General features: G+C 72.6%; 24 protein-coding genes. 9 read left to right on the top strand and 15 right to left on the bottom strand.

What is annotated here, in order from left to right; all coding sequences use genetic code 11:
• The first annotated feature begins 32 nt into the window (after positions 1 to 32).
• Complete coding sequence (locus AC3EN4_RS23180; RefSeq protein WP_422740320.1) at positions 33 to 749, top strand: thymidine kinase; 717 nt, start codon at positions 33 to 35, stop codon at positions 747 to 749.
• Here AC3EN4_RS23180 and AC3EN4_RS23175 read toward each other — a convergent pair.
• From AC3EN4_RS23175 to AC3EN4_RS23165, 3 genes are read right to left on the bottom strand one after another with little or no spacing between them, the layout of a single operon-like run.
• Positions 716 to 1,918, bottom strand: a complete 1,203-nt coding sequence (locus AC3EN4_RS23175) for a low temperature requirement protein A (protein WP_435207802.1) — start codon at positions 1,916 to 1,918, stop codon at positions 716 to 718. The two genes, AC3EN4_RS23180 and AC3EN4_RS23175, sit on opposite strands and share 34 nt — an antisense overlap.
• Positions 1,915 to 3,102, bottom strand: coding sequence for a low temperature requirement protein A (locus AC3EN4_RS23170; protein WP_435207801.1), 1,188 nt, complete (start codon positions 3,100 to 3,102; stop codon positions 1,915 to 1,917). Before AC3EN4_RS23170 ends, AC3EN4_RS23175 begins: the two co-directional genes overlap by 4 nt.
• On the bottom strand, positions 3,089 to 3,547 hold the full coding sequence (locus AC3EN4_RS23165; protein WP_435207800.1) for an Rv0361 family membrane protein: 459 nt from the start codon (positions 3,545 to 3,547) through the stop codon (positions 3,089 to 3,091). The genes AC3EN4_RS23170 and AC3EN4_RS23165 overlap by 14 nt, the downstream gene beginning before the upstream one ends.
• Before the next feature lie 125 nt (positions 3,548 to 3,672).
• Between AC3EN4_RS23165 and AC3EN4_RS23160 the strand changes: the two genes are divergently transcribed.
• On the top strand, positions 3,673 to 5,376 hold the full coding sequence (locus AC3EN4_RS23160; RefSeq protein WP_435207799.1) for an acyl-CoA dehydrogenase family protein: 1,704 nt from the start codon (positions 3,673 to 3,675) through the stop codon (positions 5,374 to 5,376).
• Positions 5,377 to 5,420: 44 nt separating this feature from the next.
• The gene (locus AC3EN4_RS23155) at positions 5,421 to 5,789 is read left to right on the top strand and encodes a VOC family protein (protein WP_435207798.1); all 369 of its coding nucleotides are present in this window, start codon (positions 5,421 to 5,423) and stop codon (positions 5,787 to 5,789) included.
• Between the two features lie 134 nt (positions 5,790 to 5,923).
• Here the strand turns inward: AC3EN4_RS23155 and AC3EN4_RS23150 are convergent, their stop codons facing one another.
• The 5 genes from AC3EN4_RS23150 to AC3EN4_RS23130 form a co-directional block, all read right to left on the bottom strand.
• A complete protein-coding gene (locus AC3EN4_RS23150; RefSeq protein WP_435207797.1) occupies positions 5,924 to 6,769 on the bottom strand; it encodes an LLM class flavin-dependent oxidoreductase in 846 nt (281 codons plus the stop codon).
• Between the two features lie 29 nt (positions 6,770 to 6,798).
• Positions 6,799 to 7,797 (bottom strand): tyrosine-type recombinase/integrase, encoded by a 999-nt coding sequence (locus AC3EN4_RS23145; RefSeq protein WP_435207796.1) that lies wholly within the window; start codon positions 7,795 to 7,797, stop codon positions 6,799 to 6,801.
• 303 nt (positions 7,798 to 8,100) lie between these two features.
• On the bottom strand, positions 8,101 to 8,526 hold the full coding sequence (locus AC3EN4_RS23140) for an Hsp20/alpha crystallin family protein (protein ID WP_435207867.1): 426 nt from the start codon (positions 8,524 to 8,526) through the stop codon (positions 8,101 to 8,103).
• A 67-nt stretch (positions 8,527 to 8,593) separates the two neighbouring features.
• Complete coding sequence (locus AC3EN4_RS23135) at positions 8,594 to 9,109, bottom strand: GNAT family N-acetyltransferase (protein WP_435207795.1); 516 nt, start codon at positions 9,107 to 9,109, stop codon at positions 8,594 to 8,596.
• Positions 9,106 to 9,636, bottom strand: coding sequence for a DUF2087 domain-containing protein (locus AC3EN4_RS23130; RefSeq protein ID WP_435207794.1), 531 nt, complete (start codon positions 9,634 to 9,636; stop codon positions 9,106 to 9,108). Before AC3EN4_RS23130 ends, AC3EN4_RS23135 begins: the two co-directional genes overlap by 4 nt.
• Positions 9,637 to 10,022: 386 nt before the next feature.
• Here AC3EN4_RS23130 and AC3EN4_RS23125 point away from each other — a divergent pair, with 386 nt between their 5' ends.
• The gene (locus AC3EN4_RS23125; RefSeq protein WP_435207793.1) at positions 10,023 to 12,194 is read left to right on the top strand and encodes a HelD family protein; all 2,172 of its coding nucleotides are present in this window, start codon (positions 10,023 to 10,025) and stop codon (positions 12,192 to 12,194) included.
• 21 nt (positions 12,195 to 12,215) lie between these two features.
• Here AC3EN4_RS23125 and AC3EN4_RS23120 read toward each other — a convergent pair whose 3' ends face one another.
• A complete protein-coding gene (locus AC3EN4_RS23120; protein ID WP_435207792.1) occupies positions 12,216 to 12,626 on the bottom strand; it encodes a MarR family winged helix-turn-helix transcriptional regulator in 411 nt (136 codons plus the stop codon).
• A 14-nt stretch (positions 12,627 to 12,640) separates the two neighbouring features.
• Here AC3EN4_RS23120 and AC3EN4_RS23115 point away from each other — a divergent pair, with 14 nt between their 5' ends.
• Positions 12,641 to 12,841 (top strand): hypothetical protein, encoded by a 201-nt coding sequence (locus AC3EN4_RS23115; RefSeq protein ID WP_435207791.1) that lies wholly within the window; start codon positions 12,641 to 12,643, stop codon positions 12,839 to 12,841.
• Positions 12,842 to 12,864: 23 nt separating this feature from the next.
• Here the strand turns inward: AC3EN4_RS23115 and AC3EN4_RS23110 are convergent, their stop codons facing one another.
• On the bottom strand, positions 12,865 to 13,056 hold the full coding sequence (locus tag AC3EN4_RS23110) for a DUF397 domain-containing protein (RefSeq protein WP_435207790.1): 192 nt from the start codon (positions 13,054 to 13,056) through the stop codon (positions 12,865 to 12,867).
• Entirely contained in the window at positions 13,047 to 13,817 is a 771-nt protein-coding gene (locus AC3EN4_RS23105) for a DUF5753 domain-containing protein (RefSeq protein WP_435207789.1), read from the bottom strand. Before AC3EN4_RS23105 ends, AC3EN4_RS23110 begins: the two co-directional genes overlap by 10 nt.
• A gap of 197 nt (positions 13,818 to 14,014) precedes the next feature.
• Between AC3EN4_RS23105 and AC3EN4_RS23100 the strand changes: the two genes are divergently transcribed.
• Positions 14,015 to 14,278, top strand: coding sequence for a flavin reductase (locus tag AC3EN4_RS23100; RefSeq protein ID WP_435207788.1), 264 nt, complete (start codon positions 14,015 to 14,017; stop codon positions 14,276 to 14,278).
• On the opposite strand, the gene AC3EN4_RS23095 is transcribed toward AC3EN4_RS23100, so the two are convergent.
• The 3 genes from AC3EN4_RS23095 to AC3EN4_RS23085 all read right to left on the bottom strand — a co-directional run bounded on the left by AC3EN4_RS23095 (position 14,231) and on the right by AC3EN4_RS23085 (position 16,510).
• The gene (locus tag AC3EN4_RS23095) at positions 14,231 to 14,866 is read right to left on the bottom strand and encodes a GNAT family N-acetyltransferase (protein ID WP_435207787.1); all 636 of its coding nucleotides are present in this window, start codon (positions 14,864 to 14,866) and stop codon (positions 14,231 to 14,233) included. The two genes, AC3EN4_RS23100 and AC3EN4_RS23095, sit on opposite strands and share 48 nt — an antisense overlap.
• Positions 14,867 to 14,984: 118 nt before the next feature.
• Entirely contained in the window at positions 14,985 to 15,491 is a 507-nt protein-coding gene (locus tag AC3EN4_RS23090) for a mycothiol transferase (RefSeq protein ID WP_435207786.1), read from the bottom strand.
• Complete coding sequence (locus AC3EN4_RS23085) at positions 15,488 to 16,510, bottom strand: aldo/keto reductase (RefSeq protein ID WP_435207785.1); 1,023 nt, start codon at positions 16,508 to 16,510, stop codon at positions 15,488 to 15,490. The genes AC3EN4_RS23090 and AC3EN4_RS23085 overlap by 4 nt, the downstream gene beginning before the upstream one ends.
• 110 nt (positions 16,511 to 16,620) lie before the next feature.
• Between AC3EN4_RS23085 and AC3EN4_RS23080 the strand changes: the two genes are divergently transcribed.
• Positions 16,621 to 18,174, top strand: coding sequence for an ArnT family glycosyltransferase (locus AC3EN4_RS23080; protein WP_435207784.1), 1,554 nt, complete (start codon positions 16,621 to 16,623; stop codon positions 18,172 to 18,174).
• A 43-nt stretch (positions 18,175 to 18,217) separates the two neighbouring features.
• On the opposite strand, the gene AC3EN4_RS23075 is transcribed toward AC3EN4_RS23080, so the two are convergent.
• The gene (locus tag AC3EN4_RS23075) at positions 18,218 to 18,703 is read right to left on the bottom strand and encodes an RrF2 family transcriptional regulator (RefSeq protein WP_435207783.1); all 486 of its coding nucleotides are present in this window, start codon (positions 18,701 to 18,703) and stop codon (positions 18,218 to 18,220) included.
• A gap of 140 nt (positions 18,704 to 18,843) precedes the next feature.
• On the opposite strand from AC3EN4_RS23075, the gene AC3EN4_RS23070 reads away from it, so the two are divergent.
• Complete coding sequence (locus AC3EN4_RS23070) at positions 18,844 to 19,578, top strand: SDR family oxidoreductase (RefSeq protein WP_435207782.1); 735 nt, start codon at positions 18,844 to 18,846, stop codon at positions 19,576 to 19,578.
• Positions 19,579 to 19,650: 72 nt separating this feature from the next.
• Positions 19,651 to 19,918, top strand: a 268-nt coding sequence (locus AC3EN4_RS23065; RefSeq protein WP_435207781.1) for an NTP transferase domain-containing protein, incomplete at its 3' end; no start/stop codon positions are given.

Genomic DNA, 19,918 nt, shown 5'->3' with positions numbered 1-19,918 from the left:
CCGGGGCGGTCGATCGGCTAGGCTGCCCGACCGTGACCGACGACGCCGCTGCCACCCCCGTCTGCCTGGCCCACCCGTTCCCCGGCGAGCCGCACTCTCCCGCCGGCTGCGCGGCCGCGCGCGGGCTCGACGGGCGGCCGGTGCACGCCGCGGCCCTGAAGTTCTTCTGGGGGCCGATGGACTGCGGGAAGTCCACGATGGCGTTGCAGATGAACTACAACCACGCCCGCCAGGGCCGCCGTGGGCTCGTCACCACCCGCATCGACCGGTCGCTGGGCCCGCAGGTCACCACGCGCATCGGCCTGGCGCACGAGGCCATCGAGGTCACCGACGACCTGGACCTGCGGGCGCTCGTGCGCGGCCGCTGGGCCGACGGGGTACGTGTCGACTACCTGATCTGCGACGAGGCGTGCTTCTACACGGTCGAGCACGTCGAGCAGATGGCCGAGCTGGTGGACAGCTACGACGTGGACGTGTTCGCGTTCGGCCTCGCCACCGACTTCCGGTCCTGCCTGTTCCCCGCCGCGCAGCGCCTGTTCGAGTTGGCCGACGAGGTGGCCCGCATCCAGGTCGAGGTGCTGTGCTGGTGCGGCCGGGAAGGGCTGCTCAACGCCCGGGTCGTCGACGGGCGGGTGGTCCGCGAGGGCGCGCAGGTCGTCATCGGCGACACCGTCGAGACCGCCGAGGTGCGCTACCAGGTGCTCTGCCGCCGGCACTACCGCAGCGGCGACCTCGGTCCCCGCGACTGAGGCACCCGCCGGTCCGACACCAGGTCGGCCACGATCACCGCGGCCGTGACCAGCAACGCCGCCCCGGCGGTGACCGCGACCGGCGCGCCCAGCGTGACCGCGCCGGGGATCAGTGCGAGCAGCAGCAGCGTCGCGGTGACCCGGCCCGCCACCCCGGGGTGACCGAGCGCCAGCTGGTAGCCGGCGTGCCCGGCCAGGAACAGCGCCGGGCCGCCGAGTACGACGAGCGCGTCCGCCCACCCGACCGCGTGCCCGGGGGCGTGCAGCAGCCGCTCGTCGCCGACCGCGGTGACCACGATGCCGCCCACCATCACCGGGTGCAGGTAGTTGAACACCAGCCGGGACAGTCGGCCGGCCCGCTCACCCGCCTCGGCCAGGGCCCGCATGACCGTGTCCGCCCGGTCGAAGTACACCCACCACAGGGCCACCGATCCGGCGAAGGCGAGCAGGAACGCGAAGATGCCCGCCCGGTCCAGGCGCTGCGTCAACGTCCCCCCGGTGACGAGAATCGACTCTCCCAGCGCGATGAGGACGAACGCCTGGCACCGTTCGGCGAGGTGCCCACCCTCCACCTCCCAGCGCTCGGGGGTGCTGCGGCCCAACCCCGGCACCGGGAACCCGGTCGCCAACCCGAGCGCGTCGACGGCGATCACACCGATCCAGATCACCTCCCGGGCCGGAGTGTCCACCAGGGCGCCGACGAGGGCCAACAGTCCGGTGGCGATGATCCAGACGAGGCACTGGCGGAAACTGTCACCGACCCAGCGCCGACCACGGATCGCCCACATGGCGAAGACCGTCCGACCGATCTGCACCGCCGCGTACGCGCCGGCGAAGAGCAGGCCGTCGCCGCCGAACGCGGTCGGCAACGCCGCCGCGAGCAGCAGACTGCCCAGCGTCACCACCAGCAGCGTGGCGCGTACCGGGGCCCGGTCCGGGCGCAGCCAGTTGCCCATCCACACGGTGTAGATCCAGACCAGCCAGACCATGCCCAGCAACACCGCGGTACGCCCCACGCCCGGCCAGTCGAGGTTCCCGCTGAGGTAGTGGGACAACTGGGTGATCGTGAAGACGTAGACCAGGTCGAAGAAGAGTTCGGTGGACGTGGTCCGCTCCACGCCCCGACGGGGACGCAGCAACTGCGGGTGGGCGGGCACGGGTTCGGTCACGACGTGCCCCGCCGGAACCGGTCCGTGACGATCACCGCGACGGTCGCCGCCGTCGCCAGCGCCGCGCAGGTCACCACCGTGGCACCCAGCCACACGCAGACCGGTATCAACGCCAGCAGCACCACCACCGCGACGACCCGGCTGGTCGGCAACCCCCGCCACAGCACCGCCTTGTAGGCGGCGTGCCCGGCGAGGAACAGCGCCGGACCGCCCAGGGTGAACAGGGCGGTGACCGTGGTGGCCGCCGCGCCCGGAGCGTGCAGCAGCCGTTCGTCGCCCGCCGAGGTCACCACGATGCCGGCGACCATCACCGGGTGCAGGTAGTTGAACGCGAGCCGGCTCAACGCTCCGGTACGCGTGCCCGCGCCGGCGACGACCTGGGCGGCGGCCGGGGCCGACCGCGCGAAGTACACCCACCACAGCGCCACCGAGCCGGCGAACGCCACACCGAACGCGCCGAGGCGTACCCGGTCCACGTGTGACGTGAGGGTGCTGCCGGTGACCAGGATCGACTCGCCGAGCGCGATGAGGATGAACGCCCCGCAGCGCTCCGCGAGGTGCCCGCCCTCCACCATCCACCGCTCGGGGCGACTGCGTCCGCGCCCCGGCAGTTGGTAGCCGATCGACAGGCCCACCACCTCGAACACGATCACCGCCGCCCACACCACCTCACGGGCCGGACTGCCGACGAGGCCGCCGACGACCACGAGCACCGACGTGGCGGCGATCCAGGGCAGCGACTTCTGGAACCCGTCGACCAGCCACGGGTTGCCCTGCGCCGCCCACAACGCGAACACGGTCCGGCCCACCTGCACGCTGACGTAGACCACCGCGAAGAGCAGACCCATCCCGGCGAACGCCTGCGGGATGGTCGCCGACAACAGCAGGCTGCCCAGCGTCACCCCGATCAGCATCGCCCGTACCGGGCCCTGGTCCGGTTGCAGCCAGTTGGTCACCCAGGTGGTGTAGACCCAGACGAACCAGACCAGCGCCAGCAGCAGGGCGGTACGGGCGGCGCCCCGCCAGTCCGGGTGCGCGATCAGGTAGTGCGACACCTGGGTGATCGTGAAGATGAAGACCAGGTCGAAGAACAACTCGGTCGAGGTGGTCGGCTCGACGCCCTGACGCCGACGCAGCAGCCGGGGGTGCGCCAGGTCGACGGCCGGCGGCTCAGAAGGGGTCACCGCACACCCGCCAGTCGCCGCCCTCGCGGACCACCGGCAGGCGGCGTTCCTCGCTGATGCCACCGTCGCGGGTCAACCGCACCGTCACGGTGCCACGCGGACGCCCACCCTTGGTGGCCACCGACACGTCGGTGATCTCGTAGTCGGTCAGCATGGGCGGGGTCCGCACCCAGCTGGTGAACCCGATCGCGCTCCACCGGGTACGGGCGTCCGCGCACAGCCGGTCGTACGCCCGGTCGCTGTCACCGAGGGCCACCTCGCTGAGGAACCCGTCGGCGGTGTCCCGGATCGGGCCGGCGGCCTGTCGTACGGTCTGCAGGTTCCACGCGCCCAACCCGGCCACCCCGACGCAGCACAGCGCCATGCCGAACCCGGCGAAGGCCAGCCCGGCACGCATCGGGCGGCGCCGCCGGGCCGGTCGGTTCCACGACTGGCCGGCACCCACGACTACCGACCGTAGAGAACGCCGTCGCGGTGAGGCACGGCAAGCCGAAAACTGGGCCTTCTTTCGGCGCGGCGACGCATCGTCTACCGTCGGCGCACACCCCCGTAGCGCCAGGGAGCCGATCGATGAGCCGCTTCGTGCAGCCGGTACCACCCCCCGCCGACCCGTACGCCGGTGATGCCCTGCTGCGGTCCTGGCTGGAGCGTCACCTCGGCGCGGCCGGACACGCCGCCGCGAAGGGCCGCCTGGCCGACCTGGCCGCCGACGTCGCCGGGCCGCTGCGCGCGGCGCACGCCGACGCCGAGGCGCACCCGCCGACGCTGGTCCGCTACGACCCGTGGGGCGCTCGCGTCGACCGTATCGAGGTGTCCGCCGGGTGGGAGACGCAGCGGGCCGCCGCCGCCCGGCACGCCGTGGTGGCGCTGCCCTACCTGCCCGACGCCCGGAGCACCTGGGGTGCCGCCGCGCGGGTCGTCCAGCACGCGCTGCTGCACCTGTTCGGACCCGAGTCGGCCACGTTCTCCTGCCCGGTGGCGATGGCCGACGGCGCGGCGGCCCTGCTCAGCCTGCCCGACGTCGACGCCGGTGTCCGTGACGCGTGGCTGCCTCGGCTGCTCTCCACCGATCCGGACACGGCGATCACCAGCGGGCAGTGGATGACCGAGTCGCAGGGCGGCTCGGACCTGGGCCGGTCCAGCACCATCGGCCGACCGGCCGCGGACGGTTCGTGGCGGCTGACCGGGGAGAAGTGGTTCTGCTCCGCCGCCGACGCGGCGATGGCGGTGGCGCTGGCCCGCCCGGAGGGCGCCGGGCGGGGCAGCCGGGTGCTCGCCCCGTTCCTGGTCCCCCGCTACGCGGTCGACTCGCCCCTGTCCACCGGCGCGGCGGCGGACTCGCCCGCCCCGGGCGTCGTCGTGCACCGGCTCAAGGACAAGCTCGGCACCCGGGCGCTGCCGACCGCGGAGATCGGGCTGCGCGACGCGTACGCGGTGCCGCTGGGCGACCCGGCGGTACCCGGCCTGGTCCGGGCGATGACCCTGGTCGTGGTGACCCGGGTGCACAACGCCGCCGCCGCGGCCGGCGGGATGCGCCGTGGGCTCGCCTACGCCCGCGCGTTCGCCGACGCCCGGCACGTCGCGGGCGGCCCGCTGTCCTCCTCGCCGCTGCACCGGGCCACGCTGGGCACCCTCGCGGTCGACGCGGCGGGCGCGTTCGCCCTCGCGGGGCACGCGTTCGCGCTGCTCGGGCGGGTGGAGGTCGGCGCCGACCCGGAGGCCGTCGCCGAGCTGCGCATCGTCGCGCCGCTGGCCAAGCTCGCCACCGGCCGGCTCGCCGTCAGCTCCGCCAGCGAGTACGTGGAGAGCTTCGGCGGCGCCGGTTACGTGGTGGACACCGGGGTGCCCCGGCTGCTGCGCGACGCGCAGGTGCTGCCGATCTGGGAGGGCACCACCAACGTGCTGTCGCTGGACGTGCTGCGCGCGTTGACCCGGGAGGACGCCGGGACGCCGCTGCTGCGTCGGCTGACCGCCGCCGCCGACCTGGCCCGGCCGCTGTCGCCCGCGCTGGCCGACACCCTGGCCACCGTCACCGGGCAGCTCCGCGACACCATCGTCGCGGTGACCGCCGACCCGGGCGCGGCCGGCGTCGTCGCGGGCGCCCGCGCCCTGGCGCTGCGGCTGGCGTACGCGCTGACCGCCGCGCTGCTGGTGGAGCACGCCGCCTGGGGTGACGAGCAGGCAGAGCTGGCGGCCCGGCTGTGGGCGCGGCGGTGGCTGCGGCACGAGGACATCGCCGAGGACGCCCACCACCACCTGGACCTGCTCTGCTGAGCAGGTCGACGGGATTTGTCGGGGGTGCCGGGCAGACTGCCACCATGACGACGACCGCTGACCTCGCCATGGTCAATTTGGACAGCTCCGACCCGGCCGCGCAGGCGGCCTTCTACCACCGGGTGTTGGGCTGGGAGATCACCCACAGCCAGGCCGAGTACGCAATGATCAACGGCGGTGGCATGTCCATCGGGTTCGGCCTGGTCGAGGGCTACACGCCGCCGGCCTGGCCGGATGCGTCCGGGCAGAAGCGCTACCACCTCGACCTCTACGTCGACGACCTGGACCAGGCCGAGAAGGAGTTCGTGGCCGCGGGCGCGTCGAAGCCGGAGTTCCAGCCCGGCGAGACGTGGGTGGTGCTCCTGGACCCGATCGGCCAGCCGTTCTGCCTCTGCCGTCGCCCGCAGGGCTGAGCGCCCGGCGAGCCGGCCGGGCTGATGCGCGGCGCGCCGCAGGTCACCGCTGGCGGTCGGCCTGCGTTGGCGACCGCCGGGGTGGTCAGCCCGGTGGCGGAACCCGATCCACCGCCGGGCTGACGCGCGGGCGGTCAGCGCAACGGGCCGCGGGTCACCGCGTCGCGCATCGCCGCCGGGTCGCCGACCGGGACGTACTCCAGCCACCAGGTCGCCCCGGCGGCGGCCAGCTCGCGGTGGTAGGCCCGTTCGGCGCGCTCGTCCGGGCGGCGCCGCCGGCCGCCGATCGCCACGTCGAACGGCTGACCGTCGGCCCTCGTCGACGGGAGCGCCGCGGCCAGCTCGTGGACCTCGTCAGGGGTGAAGTCGGCCCAGCCGTCGGTGTCGGTCAGCTTGTACGGCACGACGCCGTCGGCGCGGGCCGCACGCCGTCGCACCGCTCCGGCCTGGGTGCTGCCGCCGACCCAGACCGGCACCCGGGGTGACTGCACGGGCGGTGGACGCAGTGCCACCTTCTCGGCCCGGTAGTGGACACCCCGATGATCGACCCGCTCCCCGCTGAGCAGGCCGGTCAGCAGGTCGAGGCCCTCGTCGAGCATCGCGGCGCGGACGGCCACCTCGGTCGGCTCACCGAACGCGGCCAGACCCCGGTCGCCCGGGTCGCCGACGCCCACCGCGACGGTGGCCCGGCCGGCGCTGAGCTGGTCGAGGGTGAGCACCTCGCGGGCCAGCTTCGCCGGGCGGCGTCGGGGCAGCGCGGTGACGGTGGTGCCCAACCGGATCCGCTCGGTACGCCCGGCGATCGCCGTGAGCACCAACCACGGGTCGTAGGTGGACGGGTCGTCGCCGTGGTAGTGGATGAGGTAGTCCTCCAGGAACACCCCGTCCCATCCGGCGCGCTCGGCCAGCTCACACAGCTCGACGAGGGTGGCGACGGCGAGCTGGTCGCCGCCACAGGGGATCTCCAGACCGTGTCTCATCCGCCGACCGTAGGGCGGGGGTACGACGGTCAGCCGCGCCGACGCGACCGCGCGGCCCACACCGCGTACGCCGGGTCGCGGTCGAGGTTGTGCCGGTCCCGGTCGTAGCGGCGGGTGGTGCGCGGGTCGGCGTGGCCCATGGCGTCCTGCACGTCTTCGAGGGGGACGCCCTCGGAGCGGGCGGTGGTGGCGAACGCGTGTCGCAGCGAGTGCGGGGACAGTCGCGCCCAGGCCGGAATGCCGGCGGCCCGGGCGAGGCGGCGCACCATCCGGAAGACGGAGTGCCGGTCGAGTCGTGCGCCGCTGGCGGTGACCAACAGTGGTCCGCTGAGCTGCGTCACCGGCACGCCGGCGGCGGCGGCCCGCTGGGCCAGGTACGCGTCGACCGCGTACGCGGTGCCCGGGGTGAGGGCTCGTCGGCGCTGCTTGCCGCCCTTGCCGACGAACCGGACGCTGCGGTGTCCGCGTTCGGCGCCGAGGTCGGTCAGGTCCAGCGAGACCAGTTCCCCGACCCGCAGGCCCAGGTCGGCCAGGAGCGCGATCGCCGCCCGGCTGCGCGCCGCCGTCGGGCCGGTCTCGGCGTCGGCGGCGGTGAGCAGGGCGTCCACCTCTTCGGGGGTGAGCCCGATGGTGGCGGAGTGGTCCCGGTCGACGCGGGGCCGGTCCGCGCCGGAGACCGGGTTGGCGGGTACGCCGCCGAGCTTGACGAGGAAGTCGTACCAGCTCGACAGGGCAGACAACCGGCGTGCCACGGTCGCCGGGGTCAACGGTCGGCCGCTGCGGGCCACGAGTGTGGACTCCAGCGTGCGGGCGTACTCGTTGACGTGCAGGAACGTGGCCCGCAGCGGGTCCAGGTCGTGCCCGGCGCACCAGCCGAGGAAGGCGGCGACGTCGCGCCGGTACGCGTCACGGGTGTGCTCGGAGAGCCGACGGTTGCGCAGCCACGCCTCGGTGACGTCCATCGGCGCGCTCGGCAGGGCCGGGCGGGCGGTGGGGCGGGCGAGCACGGGCGCGTCGGAGGACACCATGTGAAAAAGGTTCTCAGCAGCGGATGGGATTGCCACGCAGGCGCGCCGACGGCCGGCACCCTCGCTGCGGGCGCCGGCCGTCGAGGCGGTGCGTCAGCCGTCGATCTTGCACTTTCTGCGGCGACATAAGGGACATACAGGCCCATCACAACAACCCAAAGCGCAAGATCGCCGCCCCTGCCCGACCCCTCCCCCCGCCGTCCGAGTCGCATCGATCATGAAGTTATTGCCACCTGGCTCGGCGTGTCGTGGCAATAACTTCATGATCGCCGGGGCGGGGCGGGGCCGGGCGGGGGCAGGGGGTCAGGCGTTGATCTGGCGTCGGCCGTTGCCGTTGGCGGTGATGGTGACCCGGCGGGGCTTGGCCCGCTCGGCGACCGGGATGCGCAGCGTCAGCACCCCGTGCTCGTAGCCGGCTTCCAGCTTGTCGGTGTCGAGGGTGTCGCCGAGGAACAGCCGTCGGGTGAAGGTGCCCATCGGACGTTCGGCGGCGACCAGTTCGACGCCCTCCCCGGACGGTCGGCGGCGCTCGGCGCGGACGGTCAGGACGTTGCGCTCGACGGTGCAGTCGATGGTGTCGGGGTCGACGCCGGGCAGGTCGAACGCGGCGTAGAAGAAGTCTCCGTCGCGGTAGGCGTCGAGCTGCATGGTCGCCGGACGGGCTGCCGTACCGAAGAACTGCTCGGCGAGCCGGTCCACCTCGCGGAACGGGTCGGTACGCATCAACATGGTCATGCCTCCTCGGTTCTCCTGGCCGAAGGTGATGGTTGAGTCGAGGTGACTCAACTTCCTCTTCTTATTTAGCGCGTCCCGGGCCGGCCGTCAACTCCTTCTCGAACCAGTGCTCCGCGTACGGGCCGTGCGAGTACGCCGGGATCTCCCGGTAGCCGTGCCGGGCGTACAGCGCGCGGGCTTCGACCAGGTCGGAGCGGGTGTCCAGACGGATCCGGTCCGCTCCGGCGGCGAGGGCCTGCGCCTCGACGGCGGCCAGCAGCGCGGCCCCGCCGCCGGTGCCGCGCTGCGCGGGTCGGACGTACACCCGGGTCAGCTCGGCGAAACCGGGCCGCCAGCGCAGCCCCGCGCAACCGGCCAGGTCCGCGCCGCGGTGCGCGGTCAGGAGCACCCCGGTCGGGTACGCCAGGTCGTCGCTGGGCATCTCGGCCAGCGCGGCGTCGACCTCGCCGGGTCGGGCCGGACGGCCGTAGTAGCGCACCACCATCTCCGTCATGTACTCGCGCAGCAGCACCGTCGCGTCCGGATGGTCGGGACGGACGGCGTCGGTCACCCACTGCGACCGGATGGCCGTGGTCACGCGTGGTCCTCTGCGGTCCGCTGGTAGACGCCCTGCTCCCGGGTGAGCAACCGCTCGTCCACGAGATAGCGGCGCAGGGTGGCGTGGTCCGACGCGCCGCCGGCGCACCACGGCTTGAGCGCGTCGTCGACGGCCCGTTCCGGATAGCGCGTGCCCGCCGTGAACGACCGTTGGGCGATGTGTGCCAGCAGCGTTCGCCGCCGTCCGCGCTGCGCCGGCATGCCCACCAGGACGTCCCCGCGCAGGAAGGTGCGCAGCACGGGGTCCTCGGCCGGTTCGGCGTCGCCGGTCGGGCGGCTCTCGCGTGCCGCTGCCCGCAGCGACTCCTCGTCGACCGCGAGCGCCCCGTCAGCGCCGGTGACGAGGCCCGCGTCGGCGAGCCGGCGCAGCCCGGTGAGCACGACACGCGCGGCCAAGCCCGAGCGCTGCACGACCTCGGGCACGGTTCTCGCCCCCAACGCGACCGCCGCGAAGATCCGTCGCCGTCCGTCGTCGGCCAGGGCCCCGGCCAGAGCGTGCGCAGTCATGCCGGTCACCCTCGCATCGGGGTGCGCGTGCCGCCAGGCAATTTTCCGGGGTACGCCCCACCGCGCCGCCGGTTGCCCGGCGATGTGGCACCGATCCGCCGGGCTGCGGCGAAGGGCATTGACCACCGGGCGGCGGTGGAGCGCCGCTGCAACTGGGCGAAGTTCGTCGTGCCGTCCGGCGGATCACCGATGAACTACTCGCCATCGCGGATAGGCGAATCAGGATTGGGTGGGGCCACAAGCGACTCCGAACTGCAAGGCATTGAGATCACCATCTCCGCCGACAGGATTCCTGGCCGACGAGGAGAAACCAACTCTATGCTTGCCGCCGGAATACACCGTGGTCCATCCGGGCCGAGGAAGAGCACCAATGCAAGGATTTGCGAATGGGCCGGAATTCTGCTCTGCACAACGGCACTGCTGGCGTCAGCAAAGTAACACCAGACGGTGAACCGCCAACCTCTACCGCAGAAAGCATCGCCCGTCGATCCGCGGTTGCCGAGGAGCAGGAGTTTCTCGACTTGGCCAGGGCCCGGCGCGACAGGCTTGCCGACCACCTACAGGCTGAGCTCTCGTCAGCGACCCTGGACGCGTCGGAACGGGCGCGGCGGCGCATGCTCCGCCAGCAGTACGAGGAGCTACGGCGAGCCCGGGAAGGGCTGATCTTCGGCCGCCTCGACGGCCTTGATGGCACCGTTCGACACATAGGCCGTGTCGGTCTCCGCGACGAGGGCGAGGACAGTGAGCCGCTGCTGGTGGACTGGCGCGCTCCCGCAGCTCGGCCGTTCTACACCGCGACGGCTGTCGACCCGCAAGGTCAGGCGCGGCGCCGCCACATACGCACGACGGAATCGACCGTGGTCGGGGTGGACGACGAGCCACTGGACGGGACCATAACAGCGGAACTCGTCGGTGAAGGCGCTCTATTGGCCGCCCTGGACCAGCGGCGCACCGGTCACATGTCGACGGCGATCCCCACGCTGCAACGCGAACAGGACGACATCATCCGGGCCGAGGCAACCGGCCCGCTGATCGTTCAGGGCGGTCCCGGCACCGGCAAGACCGTGGTCGCCCTGCACCGCGTCGCCTACCTGCTGTTCGCCCACCCGAAGATGGCCGAGCAAGCGGTCCTGGTCCTCGGCCCCTCGCCGCGGTTCCTCCAGTACATCGCCCAGGTGCTGCCGGCGCTCGGTGAGACCGCCGTCGTCTCGGCGACCTGCGACACTCTGCTGCCCGAGATCCGCGTGGGCCGCGACGAGAGCCGGCTTCTCGCCGAGATGAAGGGCCGCGCCCTCTGGCAACCCGCGCTGGAGAACTACGTCGCGTCGCTGCTTCCCCGGCCCCGTGAGCTGAAGCTGCGCTGGGAGGGCGAGTTCTACGTCATCTCAGCCGAAACAGTGACACAGGCTCTCACCTCGGCGGTGCACGGACGCCCGTACCACCGCGCCCGCACGGCGTTCGCCGAGCAGTTGCACCACATCCTTGGCGAAGCCGTGGTCGAGCAGCGTGAGGCTCTGATGCACGAGATGGAGGAGGGCTTCGAGGACATCCTCGCCCGCGTTGACCGGGCGATGCAGCATGACCACCATGTCGGCGGGAGGTCCACCGGCAGTCACGTAGACGGACTGTTCTCCGAGGAAGAGGTAGAGGATCTCCGTCATCGGGTCGCGGAGAACGCCACCATCGCCCGGTTCATCGAGGCGTGGTGGCCCACCCTCGACGCCGAAACCCTCCTGTCTGATCTCCTGACCGACCGCGCCCTGCTCGCCCGGTTTGCCCCGCAGTTGTCCACGGAGGAGATCGCCGCCGTCTCGGCCGAGCCCGCACTGTGGGCATCGAGCGACATCCCCCTGCTCGACGCCCTCGCCGACCTGCTGGGCGATGCCGAAGCCCCGCAGCCACAGGGCGAGTTCGTCGCCGACCACGCTCGCCGGCAGCGCGACTGGGTGTACGGCCACGTCGTCATCGACGAGGCGCAAGAGCTGTCCGAGATGCAGTGGCACATGGTCCTACGGCGCTGTCCCAGTCGATCCATCACCGCCGTCGGCGATATCGACCAGGCGGAGGCGGCACACCGGCACACCAGTTGGGCACAAGCGGTGCAGGCTGTTTTCAGAGACCGCTGGGCCGCTGCGGAGCTGACCATCTGCTACCGGACCCCGCGTGAGGTCATGGACCTCACCGAACCCGTCTTGAAGGAAGCTGGCAGCCAGAACGCACCACCACGGGCGGTACGCTCCTCCGGCATCGCCCCCTGGGTCCGCACGACCACGCCCGCCGAGCTTGCCGGCGCCGCCGCCCAAGCCGTGCGAGAGCTGCAGCAACGGTGGCATGGCGGTACGGTTGGCGTCATCGCTCCCGCCGAGCGCATCGCCGAACTCCTCGCCGTGCTGAGCGATGTGCCGGTGCTCACCGCGACCCAGTCCAAGGGACTGGAATGGGACGCGACGCTACTCATCGACCCCCAGGGCATCGCCGCTGGACCACGCGGCTGGAACGGCCTCTACGTCGCGCTCACCCGATGCACCCAGGAACTCGGGCAGCTGGTGCTCACGTAGCAATCGCCACAGACTCCTCGCCTACGGCGCGTCGGCGGGTTGTTCGGCGACGAGTAGCACCCGGCGTAGCAGGTCGGAGAGCACCCGTCGCTCGTCCGGGGTCAGCGCACCGAGGAGTCGATGCTCCTCGTCGCCCTGAATCTGCATCGCCGCGCGCCAGGCCTCCATGCCCGCGTCGGTGAGTTCCACGTCCACCCGACGACGGTCGACGGTGGACGGGATGCGCCGCACGAAGCCCCGCGCCAGCAGGGTGTCGACGCGGGCGGTGATCGAGGCGGGTGCCACCGACAGGTCCGCGGCCAGGTCGGAGGGGGCCGCGCGACCGCGTCGACCGGCCAGGGCGTGCAGGGTCTCGTACTCGTGCCGGGGCAGGTCGAAGTCGGCGAGGACCCGTTCCTTGACCGCGCGCAGGTGCCGGGTCAGCCGGATCATCGTACGACTGGCTGGTGTCACTGGCCGCCATGCCGCTGGGTTACGCGCTCGCGCCGCTGGCCGCCGACGCGTTCGGCGCAGCCGTACCCCTGGCGGTCGCCGGCCTGCTGGTCCTCGCCTCCTGCGGCGGCACCTCGCTCGTGCCCGGCGTACGCCGGCTCACCTGGCCGACCGCCCGCGAGCCGCAAGCGGCCGAACCCGCCGGCGTGCGCTGACCAGGCCGTGCCGATGTGGACGGTCAGCCGGCGGCGCGGGCCATCGCCACGAAACCGCGCCAGGCGTCCGGGCCGAAGGCCAGCGTTGCGCCGTCGCGGTCCTTCGAGTCACGCACGAGCACCACGCCCGGGAGGTTGTCGGCGACCTCGACACAGTTGCCGCCGTTGCCGCCGCTTCGCGTGCTCGTGCGCCACCGCGCCCCGGTCATGTCCATGATCCCGCCGCTTCTCTGAGAAGGTCCAGGGAACGTCCCCGGGGCAGCGCCTCGCCGCGAATCCGCTCCCACCGCCGCTCCAGGCTAACAAGCTCGGACGGCGCATCGAGGATCTGCGCCTGCGCGGCACTGTCGACGTGCGCGACGCGCGAGCCGTCCCGCAGGTCGGCGATGGTGAACGGGCCGTCGAGCCCGGGGTAGCTGGGCGCGTCCGCCGGCACGATCTGGAGTTGGATCGTGTCCGTCTCGACGTAGCCGAGCAGGTGGGTGAGCTGTGCGGCCATCAACGCCCGGTCGTCGCCGACGCGACGGCGCAGCACCCCCTCGTCGAGCAGGGCGATGAGCAGCGGCCCGTCGCCGTCCCGATCGAGAATCGACTGCCGGCTCATCCGCGCCTCGGTGAACTCGTCCACCGCGTCGGCCGTGAGGACACCGCCGGCCAGGGTCGCCCGCGCGTACGCCTCGGTCTGGAGCAGCCCCGGCACCCACGTCAACTCGAACGACCGCAGCGTCACCGCCTCGCGTTCGATGTCGACCCACGGTCGGAACCACACCGGTTCGCGGCGACGCAGGGCGTCCGGCCACAGTGCCTCGGCGTCGCGGGCCAACAGCTCGGCGACGGTCGCCCGATGACGACTCTGGGGAACGTGACCCGGGTTCGCCCACCGGGCGACGGTCTTCGGGTGCACACCGATCCGGTCGGCGAGGCTCTCGGCCGTGTGACCCGCCTCGGCGAGCGCGGCGACAAAGGCGTGGTTCATACCGTTCCTTCCGGGGAGCAAAGGGGCTGTGCAAAAGAGAACACGTAACGCTGTGTGCTTGTCCAGCGACTCCCGGGAAAGTGGGGTATCAACGGCGCGGCCGGCAGGGACCCGAACCCGGCGGACGCGTTCGTAGCGGGGGCCGCTTCCGCGACCGGAAGCGGCCCCCGCCTCCACCCGACCCAGGAGGAACGCCCGTGCGACACACCGAAGGATCGGCCAGGAGGTCGACGCACTCCCCGTTGCGCCCGTCGTGGCGCTGCCCGGTCTGCGGCATCCTCTGGCCGTGCTCGGCCGCGAAGCTGCGTCTGCTCGGCCGGTACCGCGAGGACCGCCCGGGTCTGTTGACCCACCTCGCGGCCGTCCAGAAGGACGCCGAGGCGGATCTCGCCGCGCTCAACCCGGATGTGGCACTACCCGACCTGACCCCGCGCTTCGTCGGCTGGGCGCAGCCCCGGTGAGTCGGTCGGCCCGTCGGTGCGCAGTCGTGCGTGCTGGTGCATGTCGTGCCAGCCGTCGGCGTGCCGCATCGACTGGCGTGCCACACCCTCCACGCCGAAGCCGCCCCGCGTGGCGACCCGGCACGACGCCGCATTGGCGGTCGAGTGGTTCAACTCCAACCGGTGCAGACCCGCCCGGGTGAAACTCCACCGCGTCAGCGCGTCCAGCGCCTCGGTGGCGATGCCGCGACCGCGCGCGTCGGGCAGCAGCCAGTACGACACCTGCGCCGACCCCTCGGTCAGCAGCATCTCCCGCAACCCCGTCTGACCGACCGGCCGGTCGTCGGCCTCGACGATCGCCCAGCTCACGGCCGTCTCGGCCCGCCAGCGGCGGGTCCACTGTGCCGTCCACGCCCTGGCCTCGGCGTCGTCGTCGAGCCGGAGCACGTGCCACCGCTGGATCGACGGGCAACCGAACGCCGCGCGTACGACCGGGGCGTCGTCGTCGCGCCACGGCCGCAGCGCCAGCCCGGGGCGTACCTCAAGACGGGGTTGTTCCTGGGCGGCGAGACTCCCGGGTGGCAGGGCGGGGGTGACGAGCAGCGGCATCGGCCCATTATCGGGCCGGCAGCGTCACTCGCCTCCTGATGATCGCGCTCGATCCATGATGTAGTGGCCTCCCTTGCGCGAGGAGGCCACTACATCCATGTTCGAGCGCGATCATCACTCACTCCCCGGTCGGGCCGCCCGCCAGCTCGGTGACCACGTCGAGGTGGCCGAGGTGGCGGGCGTACTCCTGCACCAGGTGGAACAGCACCCGTTCCAGCGACGCCGGGTTTGCGCCGTCCCAGCGCGGACCCGGCGCGCCGAGCTCGGCCAGGTCGTGCGCGGACACCACGGCGGTGGTGTGCGCGCCCTGCGCCCGCAGCGCCGCCACCAGGTCGTCGCGGGTCACCTCCGGAGCGACGTACCAGCGGTCGGCCCGCCGGTCACCCCACGGCTCGGCGACGTCCCGGCCCTCGAAGCCCCACTCGATCCAGCGCAGCTCGACGTGCCGCAGGTGGGTGAGCAGTTCCAGCGGCGTCCACCCGGACGGCAACCGGCTGCGCCGCACCTCCGCCTCGTCCAGCGCCGACACCTTCGCCACCACCGACTCGCGGAAGTAGTCCAGGTAGCGCAGGAAGACCTCGGTGCGGCCGCCGGCCGGTCCGGTGGGCTCGGGGAAGACCGTCACGGCAGGTCGCGGCCGCGCTGACGGACCCCGGCACCGCCGTACGGGTAGTCGCCCACCGGGGGCGCGCTCGCCTCGTCCAGCAGCCGCATCTGCTCGTCGCTCAGGACGAGGTCGGCGGCGGTGAGGTTGTCGTCGAGCTGCTCGGTGGTACGCGCGCCGAGGATCACCGAGGTGACCGCCGGTCGGGCCGCCAGCCAGGCCAGCGACACCGCCGACATGGACGCGCCGACGTCCTGCGCGACCTTGCCGACCGCGTCGAGCACCTGCCAGGTGCGCTCCTGCGCGTTACGACCGGCGTACGCCTCGACGCCACGCTGCGGATTCTCCCCGAGCCGGGTCGCGCCGGTCGGCGTGGTGTCCCGCCGGTACTTGCCGGTCAGCCAGCCCCCGCCCAGCGGCGACCACGGCAGGATGCCGATGCCCTCGTTCTCGCAGACCGGCACCAGCTCGAACTCGATCTCCCGGGCCAGCAGGTTGTACTGCGGTTGCAGCGTCACGATCGGGGTGAGGTTGAGGTGCTGGGTGAGCAGGGCGGCCTTCTGCAACTGCCAGCCGGTGAAGTTGCTGACCCCGGCGTAGCGGATCTTGCCGGCGCGTACCGCGTCGTCGAAGAAGCGCAGCGTCTCGGGCAGCGGGGTCAGCGGGTCCCACGCGTGCGCCTGGTAGAGGTCGACGGCCTCGACGCCGAGCCGCCGCAGGCTCGCGTCCAGGGCGCGGGTCAGGTGCACCCGGGACAGTCCGGCGTCGTTCGCCCCCGGGCCCATCGGGAAGCGACCCTTGGTGGCGATGACCAGGCGGTCCCGCACGTCGGGTCGGGCCCGCAGCCAGCGGCCGACGATCTCCTCGGAGACACCCCGGGAGTAGACGTCGGCGGTGTCGAGGACGGTGCCGCCGGCCTCGACGAACCGGTCGAGCTGCGCGAAGCTGCCCTCCTCGTCGGTCTCCGCGCCGAAGGTCATGGTGCCCAGACACAGGGTCGACACCACCGTGCCGGTGGCGCCCAGAGTGCGGTATCGCATGTCGTCCTCCCGGTCGATTCGCAAAACTGATCTTCGCACCTGCTCAGAGCACCTGCACCCGGAGGTCGTGCGGGCACCCACGCGACGGCGTCACACGCGATGATGAACCGGTGAGCGAGCCCGCCACCGACATCGACCGACCGCGGACGCCGGTCCGGTCGTCCACACCGACCGAGCTGCCGCAGCCCGGTCCGCGTACCTGGGGGCCGTGGCTGGTGGCCGCCGCCACCACGGTGACGCTGCTGCTGCTCGCCGGGCGGTACGGCTACCACCGCGACGAGCTGTACTTCCTGCTCTGCGGCCGGCACCTCGACTGGGGTTACGTCGACCAGGGTCCGCTGGTCCCGGCGCTGGCCCGGCTGCTCGACGAGATCGCGCCCGGCAACCTGGTGGTGCTGCGTACGCCGTCGGCGCTGCTGGCCGGCGGCGCGGTCCTGCTGGTCGCCGCCATCGCCCGGGAGCTGGGCGGCGGCCGGGGCGGGCAGAGCTTCGCGGCGGTGCTGGCCGCGCTCTCCGGCATCGTGCTCGCCAGCGGCCACCTGCTCAGCACCACGACCGTCGACCTGCTGGTCTGGGTCACCGTGGCGTGGTGCACGGTGCGGTTGCTGCGTACCGGTGACACCAGGTGGGCGCTCGTGCTGGGGCTGGTGCTCGGTGTGGGCATGCTCAACAAGCTGTTGCCGGCGCTGCTGGCCGTGGGCCTGCTCGCCGGGGTGCACATCGCGGGGCCGCGTCGGCTGCTGCGCGACAGGTGGGTGCTCGCCGCCGCCGGGATCGCCCTGGTGCTGGCCGCGCCGAACCTGATCTGGCAGGCGGCGCACGGTTTCCCGCAGCTCGGGGTCGCCGCGTCCATCGCCGACGGGGACAGCTCCTACAGCGGCCGGCTCGACGCGTTCACCCTCCAGTTCCTCATCATCAGCCCGTACGCCGTACCGATCTGGATCGCCGGCCTCGTCGCGTTGCTGCGCTGGCCGGCCTGGCGGTCGTACCGTGCGATGGGTTGGGCCTGGATCGTCGTGTTCGGCGTGGTCCTGGTGGCCGGCGGCAAGGGTTACTACGACGCTCCCCTGCTGTTGGTGCTCGCCGCGGCGGGCGCGGTGGTGACCGCCGCCTGGGCGTCGCGTGGCGCGGCATGGCTGCGGCGGGCGGTGCTCGCGGTCGGCGCGGTGCCGTTCCTGCTGCCCAGCTTCGTGCTGCTGCTGCCGGTGCTGCCGGCCGACCGGCTGCCGGCCTTCGTGGTCGATGTCAACTACGACGCCGGCGAGACCATCGGCTGGCCGGCGTTCGCCGACTCGCTCGCCGCCATCCATCGTGGTCTGCCGGAGTCGGACCGCGCGCGGACGGTCATCCTCACCGCCAACTACGGCGAGGCCGGGGCGGTCGCGCGCTACGGACCGGCCCGGGAGCTGCCCCCGGCCTACTCCGGTCACAACAGCATGGTCGACTTCGGTCGGCCGCCCGCCGACGCGGACGTGGTGATCGCGGTCGGCTGGGAGCGCCCCGACGCGCTCAACGGTTGGTTCGCGCGGTGCGAGCTGGCCGGGCGGGTGGACCAGCGGGTCGAGGTGGCCAACGACGAGAACGGCGGCCCGATCTACGTGTGCCGGGGGTTGCGGCGTCCGTGGGCCGCGATCTGGGACACCGAGGTACGACGTACCGGCTGACCTTGGCTGCGCCAGTCGGCATCGACGCCGCCGGCGGGGCCGGTCAGCCGGTGGGGTCGCCGGTGAGCCAGGCGCGGACGGTGGCCAGGGCCTCGGGGCCGGAGTCGACGTCCACGTCGCGGGCGAGGTCGGCGATCGAGATGCCGGCGAGGGCGTCGCGCCACGCCGTCTCGGCGGCCCACATGGCGCGGGCGATCGGGCACGCGCCGGTGCAGTCGCCGGGTGGGGTGGCCAGCGGGCCACGCTGACGGATCTCGGTGCACACGAAGGCGGGGCCCGGCCCGTCGACGGCGTGCACCACGTCCAGCACGCTGATGGTCTGCGGCGCGCGGGTCAGCGCGTAGCCCCCGGATTTGCCCTGCACGGAGTGGATGAGCCCGGCGCGGGCCAGCGCCTGGAGCTGCTTGGCGAGGTAGCTGCCGGAGACGTCGTGCAGTTCCGCGAGCCGGGCGGCCGGGACGGGCCTGCTGCTGGTGGTGAGGACGACGCAGCAGTGCAGCGCCCACTCGACCCCGCCGGACATCTTCATCGCCTCACCCTAGCCACCCCTGATACTCGGACTCTTCTTATCCGAGTATAGTTCTCGGACATAAGAGGTCCGAGTTTGGCGGCCCCGACAGGAGTGCCGCCACGAACGGGACAAAATCCCACAGGGAAGGTGCAACGGACATGAAGATCGCTGTGATGGGCGGAACGGGCCTGATCGGCTCCCAGGTCGTGAAGATCCTGCGTACGGCCGGGCACGACGCGGTCGGGCACTCGCAGTCCACCGGAGTCGACCTCCTCACCGGGCAGGGTCTGCCCGAGGCGCTCAAGGACGCCCAGGTCGTGGTCAACCTGACCAACTCGCCGACCTTCGACGACGCCTCCCCCGCCTTCTTCCAGACCACCATGGACAACCTCCTGGCCGCCGCCAAGCAGGCCGGCGTCGGGCACGCGGTGGTGCTGTCGATCGTCGGCGTCGACCAGGTGCCCGACCTGGCCTACTACCGCGCGAAGGTTCTCCAGGAGGACATTCTCAAGGCCAGCGGTGTGCCGTACTCGATCGTCCGCGCCACCCAGTTCTTCGAGTTCATCGACGCCGTCATCTCCTGGACCGCCGACGAGTCCGGCGTACGCCTGCCCAGCACCCCCGTACAGCCGGTGGCCGCGGCCGACGTCGCCCAGGCCGTTGCCGACGTGAGCGTTGGCGCGCCGCTTCAGGGCGTCCGCAACGTCGCCGGCCCCGACGTGTTCGGACTCGACGACCTGGGCCGGATCACCCTCGCCGCCCACGGCGACCAGCGGACCGTCACCACCGACGACACCGCCGGCATGTTCGCGGCAGCCCCCGGTGACGTGCTCATCGGCAAGGAGGACGCCGTCCTCGCCCCCACCTCCTACCGGGAGTGGCTGGCCCGCTGACGCGGCTCTACTGGTGTGCTGACCTGCGGCTCGGCATCCCGGGATGCGGGCGTCCGGACTACGCTCGGAGCCATGGTCACGGCCGGTCTGCTCCTGGCGGCCGGCGCGGGCCGCCGGCTCGGTCACCCCAAGGCCCTGCTGCCGTACCGGGGTCGCCTCCTCGTGGAGCACGCCGCCGACATCCTCACCACCGCCGGTTGCCGGCCGGTGCTGGTGGTGCTCGGCGCGCGGGCCGACGAGGTCCGCGCCCGCGCCCGGCTACCCGACGTGGTGGTCAACGCCGACTGGGTGACGGGCATGGGCTCGTCGCTGCGGGTCGGGGTGGGGAGCCCCCCGCCCC

This window comes from Micromonospora sp. bgisy143, from assembly GCF_057708145.1.
The sequence above is the reverse complement of the archived record's forward strand: the minus strand, read 5'-3'. Positions and strand labels throughout refer to the sequence as shown.

Coding starts and splice junctions, on each gene's coding strand:
- AC3EN4_RS23160 (WP_435207799.1), top strand. CDS start 3,673: ATGAGCCGCTTCGTGCAGCCGGTACCACCCCCCGCCGACCCGTACGCC.
- AC3EN4_RS23155 (WP_435207798.1), top strand. CDS start 5,421: ATGACGACGACCGCTGACCTCGCCATGGTCAATTTGGACAGCTCCGAC.
- AC3EN4_RS23150 (WP_435207797.1), bottom strand. CDS start 6,769: ATGAGACACGGTCTGGAGATCCCCTGTGGCGGCGACCAGCTCGCCGTC.
- AC3EN4_RS23145 (WP_435207796.1), bottom strand. CDS start 7,797: ATGGTGTCCTCCGACGCGCCCGTGCTCGCCCGCCCCACCGCCCGCCCG.
- AC3EN4_RS23140 (WP_435207867.1), bottom strand. CDS start 8,526: ATGTTGATGCGTACCGACCCGTTCCGCGAGGTGGACCGGCTCGCCGAG.
- AC3EN4_RS23130 (WP_435207794.1), bottom strand. CDS start 9,636: ATGACTGCGCACGCTCTGGCCGGGGCCCTGGCCGACGACGGACGGCGA.
- AC3EN4_RS23125 (WP_435207793.1), top strand. CDS start 10,023: ATGGGCCGGAATTCTGCTCTGCACAACGGCACTGCTGGCGTCAGCAAA.
- AC3EN4_RS23120 (WP_435207792.1), bottom strand. CDS start 12,626: ATGATCCGGCTGACCCGGCACCTGCGCGCGGTCAAGGAACGGGTCCTC.
- AC3EN4_RS23110 (WP_435207790.1), bottom strand. CDS start 13,056: ATGGACATGACCGGGGCGCGGTGGCGCACGAGCACGCGAAGCGGCGGC.
- AC3EN4_RS23105 (WP_435207789.1), bottom strand. CDS start 13,817: ATGAACCACGCCTTTGTCGCCGCGCTCGCCGAGGCGGGTCACACGGCC.
- AC3EN4_RS23095 (WP_435207787.1), bottom strand. CDS start 14,866: ATGCCGCTGCTCGTCACCCCCGCCCTGCCACCCGGGAGTCTCGCCGCC.
- AC3EN4_RS23085 (WP_435207785.1), bottom strand. CDS start 16,510: ATGCGATACCGCACTCTGGGCGCCACCGGCACGGTGGTGTCGACCCTG.
- AC3EN4_RS23075 (WP_435207783.1), bottom strand. CDS start 18,703: ATGAAGATGTCCGGCGGGGTCGAGTGGGCGCTGCACTGCTGCGTCGTC.
- AC3EN4_RS23070 (WP_435207782.1), top strand. CDS start 18,844: ATGAAGATCGCTGTGATGGGCGGAACGGGCCTGATCGGCTCCCAGGTC.